Annotated in this window: 14 protein-coding genes; 9 read left to right on the top strand and 5 right to left on the bottom strand. The window is 67.4% G+C overall.

Annotated elements, in window-relative coordinates; all coding sequences use genetic code 11:
- Window positions 1–7: 7 nt before the first annotated feature.
- The 3 genes from PBT88_RS08010 to PBT88_RS08000 all read left to right on the top strand — a co-directional run bounded on the left by PBT88_RS08010 (window position 8) and on the right by PBT88_RS08000 (window position 5956).
- Window positions 8–868 carry an RDD family protein gene (locus tag PBT88_RS08010; protein WP_270078670.1) on the top strand — a complete coding sequence of 287 codons (861 nt, stop codon included), beginning with the start codon at window positions 8–10 and terminating at the stop codon, window positions 866–868.
- Between the two features lie 149 nt (window positions 869–1017).
- Window positions 1018–4362, top strand: coding sequence for an autotransporter domain-containing protein (locus tag PBT88_RS08005; RefSeq protein ID WP_270078669.1), 3345 nt, complete (start codon window positions 1018–1020; stop codon window positions 4360–4362).
- A 118-nt stretch (window positions 4363–4480) separates the two neighbouring features.
- Window positions 4481–5956, top strand: coding sequence for an ATP-binding protein (locus PBT88_RS08000; protein WP_270078668.1), 1476 nt, complete (start codon window positions 4481–4483; stop codon window positions 5954–5956).
- 1 nt (window position 5957) lies between these two features.
- Here PBT88_RS08000 and PBT88_RS07995 read toward each other — a convergent pair whose 3' ends face one another.
- Window positions 5958–6296 (bottom strand): hypothetical protein, encoded by a 339-nt coding sequence (locus PBT88_RS07995; protein ID WP_270078667.1) that lies wholly within the window; start codon window positions 6294–6296, stop codon window positions 5958–5960.
- A 99-nt stretch (window positions 6297–6395) separates the two neighbouring features.
- Here PBT88_RS07995 and PBT88_RS07990 point away from each other — a divergent pair, with 99 nt between their 5' ends.
- Window positions 6396–6776, top strand: a complete 381-nt coding sequence (locus tag PBT88_RS07990; protein ID WP_270078666.1) for a CsbD family protein — start codon at window positions 6396–6398, stop codon at window positions 6774–6776.
- Window positions 6773–7489 carry an endonuclease/exonuclease/phosphatase family protein gene (locus tag PBT88_RS07985; RefSeq protein ID WP_270078665.1) on the top strand — a complete coding sequence of 239 codons (717 nt, stop codon included), beginning with the start codon at window positions 6773–6775 and terminating at the stop codon, window positions 7487–7489. The genes PBT88_RS07990 and PBT88_RS07985 overlap by 4 nt, the downstream gene beginning before the upstream one ends.
- 107 nt (window positions 7490–7596) lie before the next feature.
- Here the strand turns inward: PBT88_RS07985 and PBT88_RS07980 are convergent, their stop codons facing one another.
- Both PBT88_RS07980 and PBT88_RS07975 read right to left on the bottom strand, forming a co-directional pair.
- On the bottom strand, window positions 7597–11808 hold the full coding sequence (locus PBT88_RS07980; RefSeq protein WP_270078664.1) for a translocation/assembly module TamB domain-containing protein: 4212 nt from the start codon (window positions 11806–11808) through the stop codon (window positions 7597–7599).
- Entirely contained in the window at window positions 11808–13928 is a 2121-nt protein-coding gene (locus tag PBT88_RS07975; RefSeq protein ID WP_270078663.1) for an autotransporter assembly complex protein TamA, read from the bottom strand. The genes PBT88_RS07980 and PBT88_RS07975 overlap by 1 nt, the downstream gene beginning before the upstream one ends.
- Window positions 13929–14133: 205 nt before the next feature.
- On the opposite strand from PBT88_RS07975, the gene PBT88_RS07970 reads away from it, so the two are divergent.
- Window positions 14134–15099 (top strand): YihY/virulence factor BrkB family protein, encoded by a 966-nt coding sequence (locus PBT88_RS07970; protein WP_270078662.1) that lies wholly within the window; start codon window positions 14134–14136, stop codon window positions 15097–15099.
- On the opposite strand, the gene PBT88_RS07965 is transcribed toward PBT88_RS07970, so the two are convergent.
- Complete coding sequence (locus PBT88_RS07965; protein ID WP_270078661.1) at window positions 15020–15298, bottom strand: hypothetical protein; 279 nt, start codon at window positions 15296–15298, stop codon at window positions 15020–15022. The genes PBT88_RS07970 and PBT88_RS07965 overlap by 80 nt on opposite strands.
- Window positions 15299–15411: 113 nt before the next feature.
- Here PBT88_RS07965 and PBT88_RS07960 point away from each other — a divergent pair, with 113 nt between their 5' ends.
- Both PBT88_RS07960 and dinB read left to right on the top strand, forming a co-directional pair.
- Window positions 15412–16185: a Crp/Fnr family transcriptional regulator gene (locus tag PBT88_RS07960; protein WP_270078660.1), complete on the top strand. Its 774-nt coding sequence runs from the start codon at window positions 15412–15414 to the stop codon at window positions 16183–16185.
- Between the two features lie 105 nt (window positions 16186–16290).
- Window positions 16291–17334 (top strand): DNA polymerase IV, encoded by a 1044-nt coding sequence (gene dinB / locus PBT88_RS07955; RefSeq protein WP_270079205.1) that lies wholly within the window; start codon window positions 16291–16293, stop codon window positions 17332–17334.
- On the opposite strand, the gene PBT88_RS07950 is transcribed toward dinB, so the two are convergent.
- Window positions 17331–17741 carry an STAS/SEC14 domain-containing protein gene (locus tag PBT88_RS07950; RefSeq protein WP_270078659.1) on the bottom strand — a complete coding sequence of 137 codons (411 nt, stop codon included), beginning with the start codon at window positions 17739–17741 and terminating at the stop codon, window positions 17331–17333. The two genes, dinB and PBT88_RS07950, sit on opposite strands and share 4 nt — an antisense overlap.
- A 101-nt stretch (window positions 17742–17842) precedes the next feature.
- On the opposite strand from PBT88_RS07950, the gene PBT88_RS07945 reads away from it, so the two are divergent.
- Window positions 17843–18142 (top strand): hypothetical protein, encoded by a 300-nt coding sequence (locus PBT88_RS07945; protein WP_270078658.1) that lies wholly within the window; start codon window positions 17843–17845, stop codon window positions 18140–18142.
- The last annotated feature ends 4 nt before the right edge of the window (window positions 18143–18146 follow it).

Below are 18146 nucleotides of genomic sequence, written 5' to 3'. Positions count from 1 at the left end.
CGCGCGGATGCCCAAGGAGATCAAGCGCGTCCGCATGCTGGTGACGCCCGAAGGGGTGCCGCTGCCACTGGAACTGGGCGATGCCGGCCAGCGCGCCGGCGCCTTCCTGATCGACATGCTGATCCTGGTCGGATCGATCGTGGCGATCACCATCTTCCTGCTGTTCGTGTCCAAGTCGATCCCCGGCAAAGGCATCGATCGCGTGCTCGGTCTGATCTGGACGATCGGGCTCTTCCTGCTGCGCAACTTCTACTTCACCTGGTTCGAGGCGCGGCCCCGCGGCGCCACGCCCGGCAAGCGGGCGCTCGGCCTGCGCGTGATCGCCCGCCATGGCGGCCGGCTGACGCTCGATTCCGTGATCGCGCGCAACGCCTTGCGGGAAGTGGAAGCCTTCCTGCCGATCATGCTGATGGTGGCCAGCCTCGCCACCCGGGGCTACCAGAGCTGGATCCTGATCTGCGCGCTCGGCTGGACGGCGATCTTTCTGCTCATGCCATTGATGAACCGGGATCGGCTGCGCGCGGGCGATCTGCTCGCCGGAACCTGGGTGATCCGCGTGCCGAAACGTCCACTCCTGCCGGAATTGTCGGCCGACGCGGAGGAAACCCTTTTCACCGAGGCCGAACTCGATGCCTATGGCGTCTACGAGCTGGAAATGCTGGAACAGGTGATCCGGCAGGCGCAGCCCGCGGCCGTCGCGACCGTCACCCTCACTATTGCCCAGCGGATCGATCGCCGCCATTGGAGCGACGATGGCGGGCCTCGCGATCTCGCCTTCCTGCACACTTATTATGCCGCCCTGCGCGGCCGGCTCGAACATAAATTGCTGTACGGCAAGCGCCGCGCCGACAAGCATGATCGCGGCTGACCGGAACCGACCTTTGCCGGGCTGAGGCTTTCTTGCCACAACATGAACTCTTGTTCATTTTTACTACCCCGCTTCGCTTGACCCACTCACCCCCGGTAAGCATTCTGCCTGTGCCATTGAGGGATGGTAAAAACAGGGGATACAAGCACATGGCCATCAAGAAGGCCCGCTCGGTCGCGCTCGGCGCGACCGCGTTCGCAGCATTGAGCGCGGCGCTTGCCGCCATGCCGGCCGCCGCCGTCGTCATCAACGACGGATATACGCCCGGCAGCATCGTGGACACGACCAACATCACCGGCGTCGGCCAGATGGTGGTCGATGAGGGTGACGGCTTCGTCGGCCTGTGTACGGCGACCCTGATCAATCCGCGCACCGTCGTGCTGGCGGCGCATTGCGTGAACGACGCGCCGTCGACCTCCTATGGCGCGAACCAGGGCGGCACCGCCATCGGCGTCGGCTTCCAGGCCAACAACCTGCCGTCGATCCAGGACTGGTTCCAGAGCAGCTTCCAGACGAGCAAGACCAATCAATTCTATAACGGTAGCTATGTCGTCTATAACCAGCACTCGCTGGATCTCGGGCCGGACAATAATTTCCTCCAGGGCGACGTCGCGCTGATCGCGTTCGACACGCCGGTCACCGGCGTCCCGACCACCGACATGCTGTTCAGCCCGTTGAGCGGCCCGGTCCACGCCACGATCACCGGCTATGGCGACAATGGCATCGGCACCACCGGCCAGGGCAGCCTCGATTTCAAGCGCCGCGTGGCCGAGAATATCGTCTCGGTGCTCGGCTCGCTCGACGATGTCGATGGCTTCCTGTTCGGTTCGCCCGATGGGCTGCCGCAGAATCTCTATCAGATCGATTTCAACAGCCCCGGCTACGCCAATCGCTTCGATTTCGGCATCTTCGGCGATCTCCCGCTCGACAAGGAGGGGATCACTGCGCCCGGCGATTCCGGTGGCCCCCTGCTGATCGACCAGGCCTTCGCCAAGCCGGTGATCGCCGGCGTGCTCTCCGGCGGATCGCGTTACTACAACGCGCAGCCCGGTGCTTCCTACGGCACCACCAGCTTCTACCAGCCGCTCTACCTGTTCTGGGACTGGATCGTCGCCAACAACCCGTACAAATATGTCGGCGCCAAGGCGGGGGATGGCAGCTGGACCGATCCCAATCACTGGGTGATCAACCTCGATCCCGCTTACCAGATCATCGGTGCCAACGGCCAGCTGGTCAACGGCCTGCCGACCACGCCCGCCGCCGGCATCGACGGCACCACGCCCAAATTCGGCAATGTCTGCGACGGCGTCGAATGCGTCGATCTCGCCAGCGGTGTGATCGTACCGCAAAGCCCGACCGACGGCACCCCGCAGGCCGCCGCGTCCGGCAGCGCGACCGCCTCCGCCACGACCAACGACAAGGGCGCGAGCCAGTTGGCGCTCGGCAGCAGCGCCATCCACGAGGCGCAGGATGCGCCCGAGCAGATGATCAACGCCCCCACCGCAGTGCTCGATCCGGTCGGCGATCCGCCGGCGGAAGGCTCGGCGCTGGTCGGCGGCGAGTTGGTGCAGGGCGCCCCCGGATCGTCCGGCTTCGTGCCCAACGACACCGATGGCGACATCACGACCGGCGCGCCGGCGCGCTATTACGACGTGACGCTGTCGGCCGACGGCACCACCACTTTGTCGGGCGCCGACATCATCATCGACCGGCTGAAGCTGGCCGGCAACAAGGCCAATCTGACGATCGACGCGGACGCCGGCCTCGCCAGCCTGATCGACACCACCCAGACCGCCGGCACGATGACCGTCGACGGCACCTATATCTCGATCGGCGACTATGATCTGATTGGCGGCCTGCTCCAGGGCAGCGGCACGGTGATCGCGCCGAACCTGATCTCGGTGATGGGTGCGATCGCACCGGGTCGTCTCGGCACGATCGGAACGCTGACCGTCGGCGGCAACGTCATCATGTCGTCGGCCAGCCGCACTTACATCGATATCGGGCCGAACGGCACCTCGGATCACCTCGATATCGTCGCCAATCCGTTCATCGATCCGGCTGCCGCGAACGTGCTGACCGGGGTCGGCGATCTCGGCGGCCTGCTCGCGCTCACCCCGGTCGCCGGCTATCGGCCGACCTATGGCGACAGCTTCACGCTGATCACCGCGGAAGGCGGACTGCAGGACGCATTCGGCGCGGTGACGAGCCTGTCGGCGATCCTCTACCCGTCGATCACCCAGACGGCGAACACGCTCTCCGTCACGATCAAGGCCCGCCCCTATCAGGGCGTGATCAACACCGCCTCGCCGATCCAGTCCGCCTATGCCCAGCTGCTCGACAGCAGCCGCGCATCGTCGGCGCTGAAGTCCTTCTATTATCAGAGCGACTATCTCAGCCAGGAACAGATCCAGGCCTCGCTGGAAGCGGCCGGCCCCTATGCCCAGCAGACCGAGGTCGGGCTGGTCCGGATGCAGGACGAAGCGCTCGCGAAATTCTATCGTGATCGCCTCTCGCTGCTGCGCAGTGGCGGCGCCAGCGAGCAACTCGCGGTGCTCGGCAACCCGCTCGGCGTCGTCCGCACCGGCTACCAGACCGCTCAGGACGTCGCGATGGGCCTGATGCAGGCCAATCCGGCGCAGCAATCGACCGCCGTGCCGCTGCCCGAGGGCGTCAGCGCCTATGTCGCGGGCGGCTATCTGGATGGGTCTTCGCGGCCGCTGCCCAATTTGCTGTCCGGCAAGAAAGATGATCTTTCGGGCTGGTATGTCGCGGGCGGCCTCGAAAAGCAGATCGACGACAAGATGACCGCCGGCATGTCCGCCAGCTACTCGCACGGCAAGGGCGATGCGCTGGCCGGCGAGAGCGCCCGCAGCAACATGTTCCAGCTCGCGGCCTATGGCAGCTACAGCTTCGGCGGCGGCGCGTTCATCAACACCTCGGTCTCGGGCGGCCTGCTCCAAGTCAAGACGCGCCGGCAATTCTCGCTGGGCGATGCCACCGCCAAGCTGCACAATGAGGAGAATGCGCCGATCGTCTCGGGCGAGATCGCGCTCGGCTATGATTTGAAGATGTCGGGCCTCAAATTCACGCCGATAGCGTCGATCCGCGCCAGCCATCTGGAGTTCGAGGGCGGGCAGGAAAGCGGCGGCCTCGGCTCGCTGACCTATGCCAAGCGGAACTTCAACAGCATCCAGGCGCGTGCAGGCGGCCAGATCAGCTTCGACAGCGGCAATATCCGCCCGCATATCGATGCCGCCTATGTCCATGATTTCCGCAAGAATGGCGCGGATATCTTCGCGCACTTCACCGGTGCCGACGTGCCCAACGCGGACTTTGGCTCGTTCGGCCGCGATCGCAACTGGGGCGAGGCCGGCGGCGGCCTCACCGTCGTCGGCCCGACCGTGGATATCGGCGTCTCGGCCGATACCGTCTTCAAGCGCCAGGATCTGAGCTATCAGATCTATCGCGGCTCGGTGACCTTCCACTTCTAGGCTTTTCATCCAAAGCGGCAGGCCGGTCCTCCTCCGGGAGGGCCGGCCCGTTGCTTTTCTGGGGATGGTTCGCGCCGACTCGCTTGCGGTGAGGACGATCGCCCCTAGAAGGTCGAGCATGACCGTTGCCGTCGACATGGGCACCGCGCCGGATGGCGCGAGTGCCGCCATGGATCTCGAAGAACTGCTCGCCACCCGCTTGCTCGTCCAGGGCAATAGCGGCTCCGGCAAGTCGCACCTGCTGCGCCGCCTGCTCGAAGGCTCGGCGAAGTGGGTCCAGCAGGTGATCGTCGATCCCGAGGGCGACTTCACCACATTGTCCGAACGCTTCGGCCATGTCGTCGTCGATGGCGGCGCGCACAGCGAGGTGGAACTCCGCCGGCTGGCGCTGCGCATCCGCGAGCAGCGCGTCTCGGTGGTACTGACGCTCGAAGGGCTTGAGGTCGAAGGCCAGATGCGCGCCGCCGCCACCTTCCTCAGCACGATGTTCGATGCGCCGCGCGAACATTGGTATCCGGCGCTGGTGGTCGTCGACGAGGCCCAGCTGTTCGCGCCGTCGGTCGCCGGCGAGGTTTCGGACGAGGTGCGGCGGCTGTCGCTCGGCGCGATGACCAACCTGATGTGCCGGGGCCGCAAGCGCGGCCTCGCCGGGGTCATCGCCACCCAGCGGCTGGCCAAGCTCGCCAAGAATGTCGCGGCAGAAGCTTCCAACTTCCTGATGGGACGGACCTTCCTCGATATCGACATGGCGCGCGCCGCCGATCTGCTCGGGCTGGAGCGGCGGCAGGCCGAACAGTTTCGCGATCTCGCGCGCGGCCATTTCATCGCCTTGGGGCCGGCGCTGTCGCGTCGCCCGCTGCCGATCAGGATCGGCGACGTCGAGACGCAGGCGCGCAGCGCATCGCCCAAGCTGATGCCGCTGCCGACCGTCCCCGACGAAGCCCAGCGCGCTTCGCTGTTCGAGCGGCCGACCGAGCTGGAACTGCCCATGCCGGCGCCCGCGCCCTCCCCGCCGAGGCCGAGCATGGAGCAATTGCTCCGCTCGATCGAGGCGCCCGCCGCAGCACCTGAGGATAGCCGCCTCGAACGCTCTCCCGAGGAGCGCGACGCGATCGTCGCCGCCTGCCTGGCCGAGATCGTCACCGACGAGGGCGAGAGCTTCCGGCCGGCGGCCGTGCTGTTTCAGGATTTCGGCGTGCGCTGCCGGATGCGCGGGCTTACCGATGCCGCGCTCGATCTCGCCGGCTTCCGCACCCGTCTGTCCTTGGCGCGGGCCGGGCTTTACGCGGCGATCGCCGAGGATGATCCGATGGCGGACGCCGCCCGTGAAGCGGAAACCCTGCCGGAGGACGCCCGCGGCGTGTTCCTGCTGATCGCCCGTGCTGCGCTGGAACGGATGCCCTGCCCCTCCGACATCGAGATCGCGCGGGTCTATGGCACCCATTCGACCGGGCGGGCCAAGCGCCTGCTCGGTTTCCTCGAACAGCAGGGCGCCATCGTCGTCCGCATCGATCTGCGCGGCGGCCGCGCCATCGCCCTCCCCACGTTGGGATGGACGACGGCGGTGTCCGACAAGGCATCGGCCGAAGCCTGACCTACAGCTTGCCGCACTCGGGCAGCTTCAGGCCCTTCATGTCGGCGCACTGGCGCACCTGCACGCTGCCGTCCGGCCCGGTGAAGACGCTGTAATCGCCGCCCGGCTCGCAATGGGCGACCCACATGCCGAGATTGCCATAGGGGCCGCGATAGGCGCTCCTGCTCAGCCGGCCGCACTTCTCGTCGCTGCTGGTGATCGAGCGGCGCAGCGCGCCGTCGCGATCGGCCTGGCCCAGCGCCAGCAGCTTCTGGTTGAAGGGGTTCGCCCAATAGGGCGTCGCAGCCAGCGCCGGTGCGGTGAGAACCAGCCCGATCAAACCACCGATCAACGCGCGCATTCTTGTCATCCTTTCACATCCGAACCGATTGTGCGAACCCGTCGCGCGATTCGGGCGTTGGTCACCCAGACAGGATAAACTTTCAAGGAGTTCACGCACATGAACGAGGACGAGATCAAGGGCACCGCCAAGAAGCTGGTCGGTACCGGGCAGGAAGTCGTCGGCAAGGTCGCCAATGACGAGCAACTCGAAGGCAAGGGCTATCTCAACCAGGCGGTCGGCACCGTGCAGGATGGCTATGGCAAGGTCCGCGAGAAGGTGAAGGATCTGATCGAGGAGGCCGCCCCCACCGCCAAGGGCGCGATCGATACCGGCCGCGACTATGTCCGCCGTGGATCGGCCGCCGTCGCGCGCACTACCGGCGACAACACCGCCCTGGTGCTGCTCGCCGCCGGCGTCGCGGGTGCCGCGCTCGGCTGGTTCGCGCTCAACCGCAAGGGTGCCGCCAAGACGACCAAGGGCGCCAAGACCAAGAAGTGACGACCGCCGCCGGGCAGCCGATCAAGGTCGCCAGCTACAACATCCACAAGGCCGTCGGCACGGACGGGAAGCGTTCGCCCGAGCGCATCCTGTCCGTGCTCGCGGAGGTGGGCGCCGATATCGTCTGTCTCCAGGAGGCGGATCGGCGTGTCGGCACACGCCTGAGCGCGATCCCGTTCGAGGCGATCGCCCAGCACTCCCCCTACAAGCCAGTGCCCTATGAGATCCGCCCCGGCGGCATGGGCTGGCACGGCAACGCCATCCTCGTCCGACGCGAGGCGGATATCCTCGATCATCGTCCACTCACATTGCCGGTGCTGGAGCCGCGCGGCGCGGTGATGGCGGACATCGCGATCTACGGACAACAGGTGCGGATCGTGGGCATGCACCTCGACCTTTCCGGCCTGTGGCGACGCAAGCAGGCGCGGTCGGTGATCGAGCATGTCGAGGCCTGCGACGAACCCCTGCCCACCATCCTGATGGGCGACCTCAACGAATGGAGCCTGGCGGGCGGTTGCCTGAAGGACTTCATGAATCATTTTCAGTTCGCGGCAACGCCGCCGAGCTTCCACGCCCGCCGCCCGATCGCGCGGCTCGACCGGATCATGACCACGCCTGACCTGGCGGTGATCGACGCCGGCACCCACCATTCGCCGCTGGCGCTGCGAGCCAGCGACCATCTGCCGATCTGGGCGACCATCGGCCCGCGTTAAGGGCTGCGCACCCCTATCCTTTTGCCGGCGCGTCTCTCACGCTGCCGGTGACGCTCGTCCGGTCGAAGGGAAGCCCCTTTCGACCGGCTCAGGGTAACGGGCGCCCCTCAATATTGCTTCGAGTAGCGCAGCGTCACCGATGGCCCGGTCACGCCACCAGCCTGGCTGAGGATGCTGAGCGCCTTGGACAGCGCGATCGTCAGCTGGGTCTGGGTGAAGCCCTTGGCGTCGCTGATCACCTCCACATAGATGTTCTTGGAGATATATTTGCCCGCCGCGAGCGAGGTGCCGCGCCCCGTCGTCTCGTCCGATCCCAGTACGCGCAGACGGTCGAGCCCGGTCGCGCCGCGCAGCTTCCCGAGCGCGCCCGCCCCGCCGCCGCCCGTCCGCAGCGAATTGAGCGCCGCGGCGAGCTGGAGAGCCTGCATCGGCGACAGCGACGTCACCGAGGAACCGAACAACAGCCGCGACAGCACCTCGTCCTGCGGCAAGGTCGGGGTCGAGGTGAAGGTGATCTGCGGATGGGTGCCGGTGCCGCCGATATTGATGCCGACATCCACGCCCTCCACCGAGGTGGTGGCCGAGATGTTGAGATCGGGATCGAGCAGCGGGCCGTTGAACTGCACCGTGCTGGTGTCGGCGACGTCTAGGCGGTGCCCGGCAAAGCTGTAGGTGCCGCGCACGACCTGGAGCTTGCCGACCACGCTCGGCGCGGTGACGGTGCCGCCGATCTTCATCCGCGTCGACCATTCGGATTCGAGGCCCATGCCGGAGACGAAGATCTGGTTGTCGCCGCGAATGCCGAGATCGAGCTTCCAGTTGCTCGGTGCCGGGCCGGCCGCAGCCGCCGTCGGATCGACCGGCGGCGCGCCCTTGCGACGGATGCCGGTCAGATCGTCGACCTGCGCGGCGTCGTTGCGGACATAATTGTACCGCGCCTCCTGGATGTTGATGTCGCCCTTGATCAGGCCGCCCGCCGCCTTCGAGTTGGTGACCGCGATGGTGCCCGACGCGGTGGCGCCGAGACCGTCCGAATGGGCCAGCTGAGCATGGTCCAGCTTGGCGGTGATGGCGATCGGGAAGCCGCTGTCCGCCGCGAAGCCGACCGAGCCCGACGCCTGGATCGTGCCCTTGCCGGCGTTGCCGCTGAGGCTGTTGAGCAGGAATTGCGACTGGGTGAAGCGCCCGTCCATCTTGATGTTGGTGATGGTGGTGCCGGTCGCGCTGTTCTCGTAGCGGAGCTGGTTGGCGCGGATCACACCGTTGAGCTGCGGTGCGCTGACCTTGCCGGAGAAATCCGCACCGATCGCGATCGGGCCGGCCAGCGTCTGGCCACCGATGCCGGTGAGCGTCCACAGCACCTCGGCCGGGCCGTTATAGCGGATGCCGCCATTGATCGGGCCGTCCATCAATCCGCTCATGGTCGAGGCCGCCGCCATCCGCACCTGCACGCGGCCGATGGTGGTGCCGCTCCGCCGGATCAGCGCGTTCACGGCATTGCCCTGATGGCCGAGCGTGCCGAGGATCGCGATGTCGACCGGATCGGAGATCACCAGCGCGCCGGTACGGGTGAAGCCGGTGATGTCGATGCGGGCATGGGCATCGGGGATCGCCGAACCGCGCAGGGCAAGATCGACGGTGCCGGTCGCCTTGCCGCTGACACCCAGCGCCGGCGCGAAGGCCTGGACGATGCCGATGTCGACGCCGTTGAGCTTCGCGTGCGCCTCGCTGGTCTCGCCGTAGCGACCCGAGAGATCGACCGAGCCCTGCGGCAGCACCAGCGTCGCCGGCTGGAGGACATAATCCTGGCCCTGCTTCACCACGGTCGCCGGGCGCGCGAGGCTGAAGGCGATGCCGTTGGCCGAGCCCTTGAGGTTGGCGAGGATGCGTTCGGGGGTGAAGCTCGCCTGCGCCGCGACGTCGAACGGCACGCCGCTGGTGCCGCTGGCGGTCACCGCCGCGGTGCCGCGGCCGCCTGCATAATCGATCTTCGCACGCGCCGAACGGACCAGCAGCGTGCCGCTCCGCACGTCGACCAGCGCGGCCGAGCCGGCGATCGAGGGACCGGCCGGCAGCATCACCAGCGTCGCGCGGATCAGCCCCGAACCGATCGTGATCGGCATCTTGCCGGGCAGCCTGGCGCCGCTGGCGGTGAGGTTGACGTCCGCCTTCTGGTCATGGCCCGCCGCCGCCAGCGCGACCTGGCCGTTGAGGCCCGAGCCCGCCACGAACAGCGTGCCCGCGAACGGGCCGGCGGCGGTCTGCACGACTGCGCCGTGGACGGTGATGCCGGCGAGCAGCAGCGAGTTGATATTGACCGCGAGCGGCCCCTTGCCGGCCCTGATCAGCACATCGGCGGTGAACGGGCCATAATCGGTTCCGCCCTTGGCCTGCACGCGATAGCCCGCCGCCGATCCGGTCAGCGTCGCATCGAGATTGGCGAGGCCGATGCCGACGCCCGGATGCGCCGCCTTCAGCTCGACCCGCGGATTGGCGATGGTGCCGCTGGCGGTGACGGTGGCGGGTCCGTAGGTCCGCGACCAGGCGCCGGCCTGCGCGCGGATCTGGCCGGTCTGGAGATTGTAGCTCCCGCTGCCATGATCGATGCGCAGATCGGGCGCCGCCATGCGGAGATTGCCGATCGTGGCCCCAACTTTAGGATCATAGCCCACATCGGCCGTGATGACGGCATTGCCGCCGAGCTGCTGGGCGAGGCTGGCGTTGGTGATCTTCTTCGTGTCGACGCGGACATGGCCCTTCACGCCGAAGCCGCCGCCCGGCGCCGTGACCAGTTTCGCATCCGTAACGAGATTGATCCGGCCGAGCCCGTTGACGTCATAGTCGTTGACCCGGCCCTTGAGCGCGCCGGTATATTTGCCGCTCGCCAGATCGGCGAGGATCAGCGCGGTGGCGTCGATCCGATCCGAGCGGAGATGCAGATTGTCCGAAAAGACCTGGCCCTTGGCATAGGCGATGTCGCCATCCACGCGCAGGTGGGTGACCAGCCCGCCGGCCGCCGCGTTGAGCCCGGTCACGCGCAGCGCGGTGGCGTGGACCGGCACGACCACCTTGTCGGTGCTGTAGGTGGTCGCCCCCTGCGCGGCGAGCTTCTCGATGCCGGTGGTGCCGAAGGCGATGCTGTCGGCCGCGATCTTGTAGGCGATGCTCGGCTTCATGAAGGCGCCGTCGAGCGTCGCCTGGACCTGGACGTTGCGGCCCGAGAGCCCGTTGGCGATCGCGCCGGGGGTGAGCAGCCGGGCGGCGAGCTGGAAATTGCCGAACCGGCTCCGGTCGAAGTCGAGCACGCCCTGCGCGTGGGCCGCAAAGGCCGATGAGGCGACGCTGATCGTCGTATCCGCGACGCGCTTGTCGAGCGTGGTCGCGGCGTCGATATGGATCGCCGGCGACGTCATCCGCGCGGCCGGGCCGGTCAGCATCATCGCCGGCATCACGTCGCCGAGCGCGCGGAAGCTGCCGTCCCTCGCGGTCAGGTCGACATTGGCCAGCGGCTGGCCGCCGAGCGTCGCCGCCGCCTTGCCCTGCCACAGATGCCAGTCGCCCTGCCCGCCGATGTCGAGCTGCATCGCCCGCCCAAGCTTGCCGTAGCTGTCGACCAGCCCGCCGGCCGGCGCGTTCAGCTTGACGTCGATCTTGAGCCGGTTCTCGCCCGGCACCGCATCGATATCGACATGCAGCCGGTCGCCGCCCGCGACGCCGGGCGCGGCGATCGTATCGGCCTCGACCAGCAACTGCGCCCTGCGATCGGCGATCTTGGCGTTGCCGTCGATCTTCACGATGCTGCGCTTGCCGGTCACGGGCGGCTCGAGGATGAAACGATCGACGTGGAGATGGCCGAGCGTCAGATCGATGTCGGGAATGGTCGGCGCATTGGGATCGCTCGGCACCGGCTTCAGCGCCGGGTTGCGCAGCATCCGGATCTCGCCGGCGGTCACGCTGTCGAGATCGATCTTCGAATGGATATAGGCGAACGGATGCCAGCGGATGTCCACCGCCGGCGCGGTGATGAACACCCCCTGCTGGTCACGGATTTCGAGCCCGTGCAGGATCATGTGGCTGTAGATCGAGCCCTCGATCGCGCCGACATGGATGTTGATGCCCGACGCGGTGGTGTAGCCGCCGAGCTGGCCGGCGAGGAAGCGCTTGCCCGGCCCGGTGTTGAGCCCGAGGACCAGCGCCAGAACCAGCCCGATCAGCGCCGCCAGCACGATCCCGACCCACTTGGCGATCCGCGCCCCAAGCGGCCTGCGTGGCGTCGCCGCGACGCCTTCACCCGGCGCGATGTCGTCCTGCCCGGCCATCAGAAGGCCTGCCCGATGGAGATGTAGAGCGTGATCTTGGATTCACCCGGTTGGCGGGCGATCGGGGTCGCCACGTCGAGGCGCAGCGGCCCGAAATTGGTGTAATAGCGCCCGCCGATGCCGGCGCCGTAGCGCATGTGGCTGATGCTGGGCGACGAGGTCTGGCCGAGGCGGCCGCCGTCGAAGAAGGGCACGACGCCGAAATTGCCGAAGCGATAGCGCGCCTCCAGCGCGAATTCGGTGGAGGACAGACCGCCGGTCGGGTTGTTCTGCGCGTCCTTGGGGCCGAGCTGCTGATAACCATAGCCGCGCACCGATCCGCCGCCGCCGACATAGATGCGCCGCGACGGCGCGATGTCGTCGAGGTTCGCGCCCTGGATGGACGCCACCAGCACGCGGCCGGCGAGCACCACCGACTTGCCGATCGGGTAATAGGCCGTGCCCTGCCCGGTCAGCCGCGCATAGGTCTTGAACCCGCTCTGGATCGACGCCTCGGGGCTGATCCGGGCGAGGATGCGAAAGCCCCTCGTCGGGTTGAGCAGATCGTCCGAGCGATCATATTCCACCTGCACCGGCAAGGCGCCGATCAGATAGTTGCGGCGGGGCCGATCGCCGGTCGCGTCCAGCGCCGCGCCCTTTTCGTTGGTGCCGATCAATTCGGCGCCATAGGTATAGGTCCAGCGCTTCTGCCAGATCGGGGTGGACTGGCGGGACCAGTTCATCGCCAGATTGATCGACTTGGCCTCATAGGCATCATAATTGGAACGATCGAAGCCACCGACGATCTGGAAGGTCTTGTCGCGCTGGCCCGCATTGGAGCGACGGAAGGCCACGTTCGCCCCCTGCTCCAGCGTGCCGCCGATCACGCTCACCGTCAGCGCGCCCTCGGGCGGGAACAGGTTGCGATGGGTCCAGCTCGCTTCCGCCTTGATGCCCTCGCCGGTGCCATAGCCACCGGAGCCCGCCAGCGTCCGCCACGGGCCCTTTTCCTCGGTGACGAGCAGATCGGTGATCTCGGTGCCGTCGGCCGCCTTCTGGCCGGTATCGATCGGCTGGATCGCCACGGTCGAGAAGATGCCGGTCGCCACCAGCGCCTGCCGCAGATCGTCGGTCTTGCGGCTGTCGTAAAGATCGCCCGGCTTGAAACGCGGGAACACGGCGAGATGCTCCTCGGTGAACAGGGTCGCGCCCTTGCCGTCGGGCCGCACCCGGCCGAAGCTGGATTTCGGGCCGGCCTCGAGCGGCACCGTATAGTCGCCGCCATGGGTGGCATCATCCAGCAGGATATCGCGCTGGCCGACCTTGGCGAAGGGGAAGCCCCGCTCCGGCAGCTGGAGCGAAATCTGCGCTTCCCCTCCCTCGACCGCGATCGAACGGATCGGCTTTCCGACCTGGACCTGGGAGGTCAGCGCGGCGGTCGCCAGCGTCGTCGGCTCGGGCGCGGCGCCGGTGACGGCGATGCTGGACAGCACATAGCGCGGCCCCGGCGTCACGCTGATCGTCGCGGCGACCTGGCCGGGCTGGCCAGGCACCGCCGCCACCGTGGACGACGCGACGCCGTCATAATAACCTTCGGAGCGCAGGATCTTTTCGGCCAGCGCCACATCGTCCTTGGCACGCGCGGCGACCTGCGCCGAATTGGCCGCTTTCTTCTTGCCGCTATCCAGCTCGGACAGGCTGCGGAACTCGTCTTCGAGGCCGATCTTGGACAGCCCCTCGACCTTCACCGTATAGCGGATACGGGTCTCCTCGGTGCTCGGCACGCTGGCCTTGCTGGTATCCGGCGTCGGATCGAAGCCGGCGAGCGGCGGCAGCGGCTGGGCCAGTTCGGGATCGGCCGTCGCCTGCGCGGGGGCCGGTTGCATGGACGCAGGCTGGGCGACCGCCGGCGGCGTCCCGGGCTGCGCCGTCACCGCCTGTGTCGTCACCGCCTGCGTCGGCGCACCGACGGCGGGCGGCGCCTGCACCGCATCGAGCGGCGGCAGCGCCGCGTCGAAGGAGGGATCGATGGCGGGATCGACGGCCTGGTCCGTCGGATCGGCCTTCTCCGGGCTGGGCGCGTTATCGTGCCGGGCAAAGGCGGGCGCAGCCGAGACGAGCGCGAACGCCAGCACCGACATGCCGAGGCAGCAATGAAAAGAGGTGCCGATACGAACTCGGACATCGCCCCCGGATTGCACCCCGTACCCCTTCAAACCCGACGCCTTCACGTCTGCGCGAAACATTCGTTCCCACCCGGCAAACGCCGCATGGTAGCGGCGGTTCCCGGCAAAGTTAACATGCGGAATGGCTGAACATAATTCGCCTGTCACGGGTTTAGCGGCCATGCAGAACGATATTGGGCAGGGCGATAATGGCGGTGGCCCGCAAACCCCTCACCGCTTCGAACGAGGCCAGGATTTCGCCGATCGCGCGAAGGATGCGACCACCGGCTTCCTCGGCAAGCTATGGACGAAGATCGGCCGCGACAATATCGCGCTGATGGCGGCCGGCGTCGCCTTCTATTGCTTCCTGTCGCTGGTGCCGCTGCTCGCCGCCGTGATCCTCACCTACGGGCTGATCGCCGACCCCGCGACGGTGGCGGACCATATCCGCACGATCGTTACGATCGTGCCGCACGACGCCGCCAAGCTGATCCTCGATCAGTTGATGGCGGTGGTGAACACATCGTCCGGCAAGACCGGCTTCGGCCTGCTGCTGGCGCTGCTGATCGCGATCTACAGCGCCACCCGCGCCTCGACCGCGATCATGGCGGCGCTGAGCGTGATCTACGGCCAGCAGGATGAGGCGCGCGGCTTCATCATGGGCACCTTCGTATCGATGGCGATCATCGTCGGCGCGGTCGGCGTGGCGATCACCGGGCTGCTCGCCGCGACCGTGCTCGGCTGGCTGCAGACCCTGCTCGACGGGCTCGGGCCGGTCGCGCTGTTCGCGATCAAGCTGGGCACCTGGGCGATCGCGGCCTTGCTGGCCAGTGCCGCGATCGGCGGCGCCTACCGCTTCGGGCCCAATCGCCCGCCCAATGGCTGGCAATGGATCAGCATGGGATCGGGCATCGCCACCCTGCTGTGGCTGGCGGCGACCGTCGGCCTGGGCCTCTACGTCTCCAGCTTCGGCAACTATAACGCCACCTATGGGTCGCTCAGCGCGGTCGTCGTGCTGCTGATGTGGTTCTACGTCTCGGCCTATGCGATCCTGCTCGGCGCGACGATCAACGCCGTGCTCTGGCCGCAGAAGCATCGACGGAAGCCGCTGGCGGAAGCCCCGGCACCGGCAGAAGCGGCTCGCTAGCCCGGGATGCGTCGGCCGCCAGCCGGCGCTCGCGCTCGATCTCCTGCCACAGCAACAGCCCGCCGACACCGGCCAGCGCCAGCCCGATCGGCCGCCGGCCGCGGGTCAGCGCCAGCGACGCCCCGGTGGTCAGCAAGGTGGCCGGGATCGTGCCGATCCGCGACACCCCGACTCGTTTCTGCACGGCGCGCACGATCATCGATTTCGCCAACGACCCCAATAGCATGACCCTGTCTCCCTCAAGCCGGAAGACGCTTCGCCAGCACTCCCGGTTCCTCCCGCTTGCGCACCGTTTCGCTTGGAGGCAAGAGCATGGCGAAGGGGGTAGTTCCGCATATGCTTCACGCCGTCAGCCATTATCTCGATCCCTTCCTCGACAAGATCGAGGTGCGCGACAAATTGACCGACGACGAAAAGGCCGCCCTGCGTGCCTTGCCGCAAAAGCTCGTCCGCACGGCGGCCCGCTCGCGCATCGTCGAGGAGGGCGAGCGCCCGACCCACGCCTGCATGGTGCTGGAAGGCCTGGTCTATCGCTCCAAGGTCGCCGCGGACGGACGCCGGCAGATCATTTCCTTCCACGTCCCCGGCGACATGGTCGATCTCCACACCGTTCTGTTCAAGGTCGCCGATCATACCATCGAGACGGTTCGCAACGCCGCGATCGTGCTGGTGCCGCACGCTGCCGTGCTGAAGACCGCCGAGGAGGTGCCCGCCCTCGCCCGCGCCTTCTGGTACGACACCCTGCTCGATGCCTCGATCCAGCGCGAGGCGCTGCTCAATGTCGGCCGGCGCGACGCCCGTACCCGCACCGCGCATCTGTTCTGCGAACTGGCGGTGCGGCTGAAGCGCGTCGGCCTCGTCAACGGCGGCAGCTTCGAGCTTCCCCTGACCCAGACCGATCTCGCCGATGCGCTCGGCGTCACCCCGATCCACACCAACCGGGTGCTGGCCAAGTTCCGCGAGCAGGGGCTGCTGACCTTCAGCGGGCGTTCGGTGACGATCCCGGACTGGAAGGCGTTGGCCGCGCTCGGCGAATTCGATCCGACCTATCTGCATCTGGAAGGGCCGAGCGACCTGCACCTGTGATGGCCGACCGCGATCATGCCTGACGCCCGGACATCCGAAGGCCGGCCGCCCGTGGATCGGCCGCCCGAGGATCGGCTGCCCGTCCGGCGGATCATCCATATCGACATGGATGCCTTCTACGCCTCGGTCGAGCAGCGCGACGATCCGGCGCTGCGGGGCAGGCCGGTCGCGGTCGGCGGATCGCGCGAGCGCGGCGTCGTCGCCGCCGCCAGCTACGAGGCGCGGCTGTTCGGGGTGCGCTCGGCCATGCCCTCGTCGCGCGCGCGCCGGCTGTGCGCGGACCTGATCTTCGTGAAGCCGCGCTTCGACGTCTATCGCGAGGTGTCGCGCCATATCCGCGCGATCTTCGCCCGCTACACGCCGCTGATCGAGCCGCTCTCGCTCGACGAAGCCTATCTCGACGTTACCGACGATCTCGCCGGGCTCGGCTCCGCCACCGCGACCGCCGAGCGCATCCGCGCCGAGATCAAGGCCGAGACCGGGCTGACCGCCTCGGCCGGCGTCTCCTACAACAAGTTCATCGCCAAGATCGCCTCGGACCAGAACAAGCCGGACGGCATCTGCGTCATCCCCCCGCACCGCGGCGAGGCGTTCGTCGCGGCATTGCCGGTCAAGCGCTTCTACGGCGTCGGCCCCAAGACCGCCGAGAAGATGGCGGCGCTCGGCATCGAGACCGGCGCGGACCTGAAGGCGCAGAGCCTCGCATGGCTCAACCGCACCTTCGGCAGCTGGGGCGAATATCTCCACGGCGCGGCGCGGGGCATCGATCATCGCGAGGTCCGCAATGATCGCCCGCGCAAATCGGTCGGCGCGGAGAACACCTTCCTCCGCGATCTCGCCGCACCCGCCGAACTGATCGGCGCGCTCGACGAGATCATCGACACGCTATGGCCCCGCATCGAGGGATCGGGGGCACGCGGCCGCACCGTCACGCTCAAGATGCGCTACGACGATTTCCACACCATCACCCGCGCCCGCAGCTTCACCGAGCCGCTGCTCGATCGCGGGCTGCTCGCCGAGGCCGCGCATGGCCTGCTGCTGGCGCTCTGCCCGGTGGAGCGGCCGATCCGGCTGCTCGGCCTCACCCTCTCCGCGCTCGAGCAGCCAGGCGAGGAGGGCATGGCGGAGCAACTGGGCCTGGCGCTTTAGCCCGCCGCAGGGTCGATCGGGCCGCCCGCGTCATCGTCGGCGACGAATTCGATCTCGCTTTCCAGCAGCCAGGTCAGCCCCGCCTCCGCATCGTCGAAGATCCGCAGATAGGATTGCCGCATCTCGCCCTGCACCTGCTGCCGGGTCTCGCCGTCCGCGACGATGATCGCGATCCGCCGCGCCTTGGGAAACCATTGGAAATTTTCCCGGAACACCGGCAGCGCCTCGTCCGGCTGGGCGCCGCTCGCGCTCATGTCGATACGCAGCAGATAGCCGGTGCGGATATGGTGGCGCAGAAACTCCCGCTTCACCGCCAGCGCGTAATCCACCACCTCTTCGTCGCTGAACCGATCATACCATCGGATATCGAGCAGCATCTGCTCGGGAATATAGCGGATCGAATACACGATTCGAATATATGGCGCTAAACAGCCAGGATAAACCCCAATCGACGGGCAAGCCGCAGGAATGTCCTGCGGCCGGCCGGTCGTCACCGCAGGAATGAAGCATGATGATGTATCTGATGATGCTGATCGCCGGTATCTTGCTCTGCAATGCCCTGCCCCATCTGGCCAGCGGGCTGCGCGGCGAGCGCTTTTTCACGCTCTGGGCGAAACCGTTCGGAACCGGACGATCCTCCGCCTTCGAGAATTTCCTATGGGGCGCGGCGAACCTGTTCGTCGCCGTCTTCCTGCTGACCCGCACCGCCAGCCAGAATGTTCCCCACGGGCTGTTCGCCGTCGCACTCGGCTTCCTGGCGGCCGGAGCCACGCTCTCGATCCTGTTCGGGAAGCGCGTCTCCGGCTAACGCC

It is taken from the genome of Sphingomonas abietis, assembly GCF_027625475.1.
GTDB classification, from domain to species: domain Bacteria; phylum Pseudomonadota; class Alphaproteobacteria; order Sphingomonadales; family Sphingomonadaceae; genus Solisphingomonas; species Solisphingomonas abietis.
Note: the sequence above shows the minus strand (reverse complement) of the source record. Positions and strands in the feature narration are given on the sequence as shown.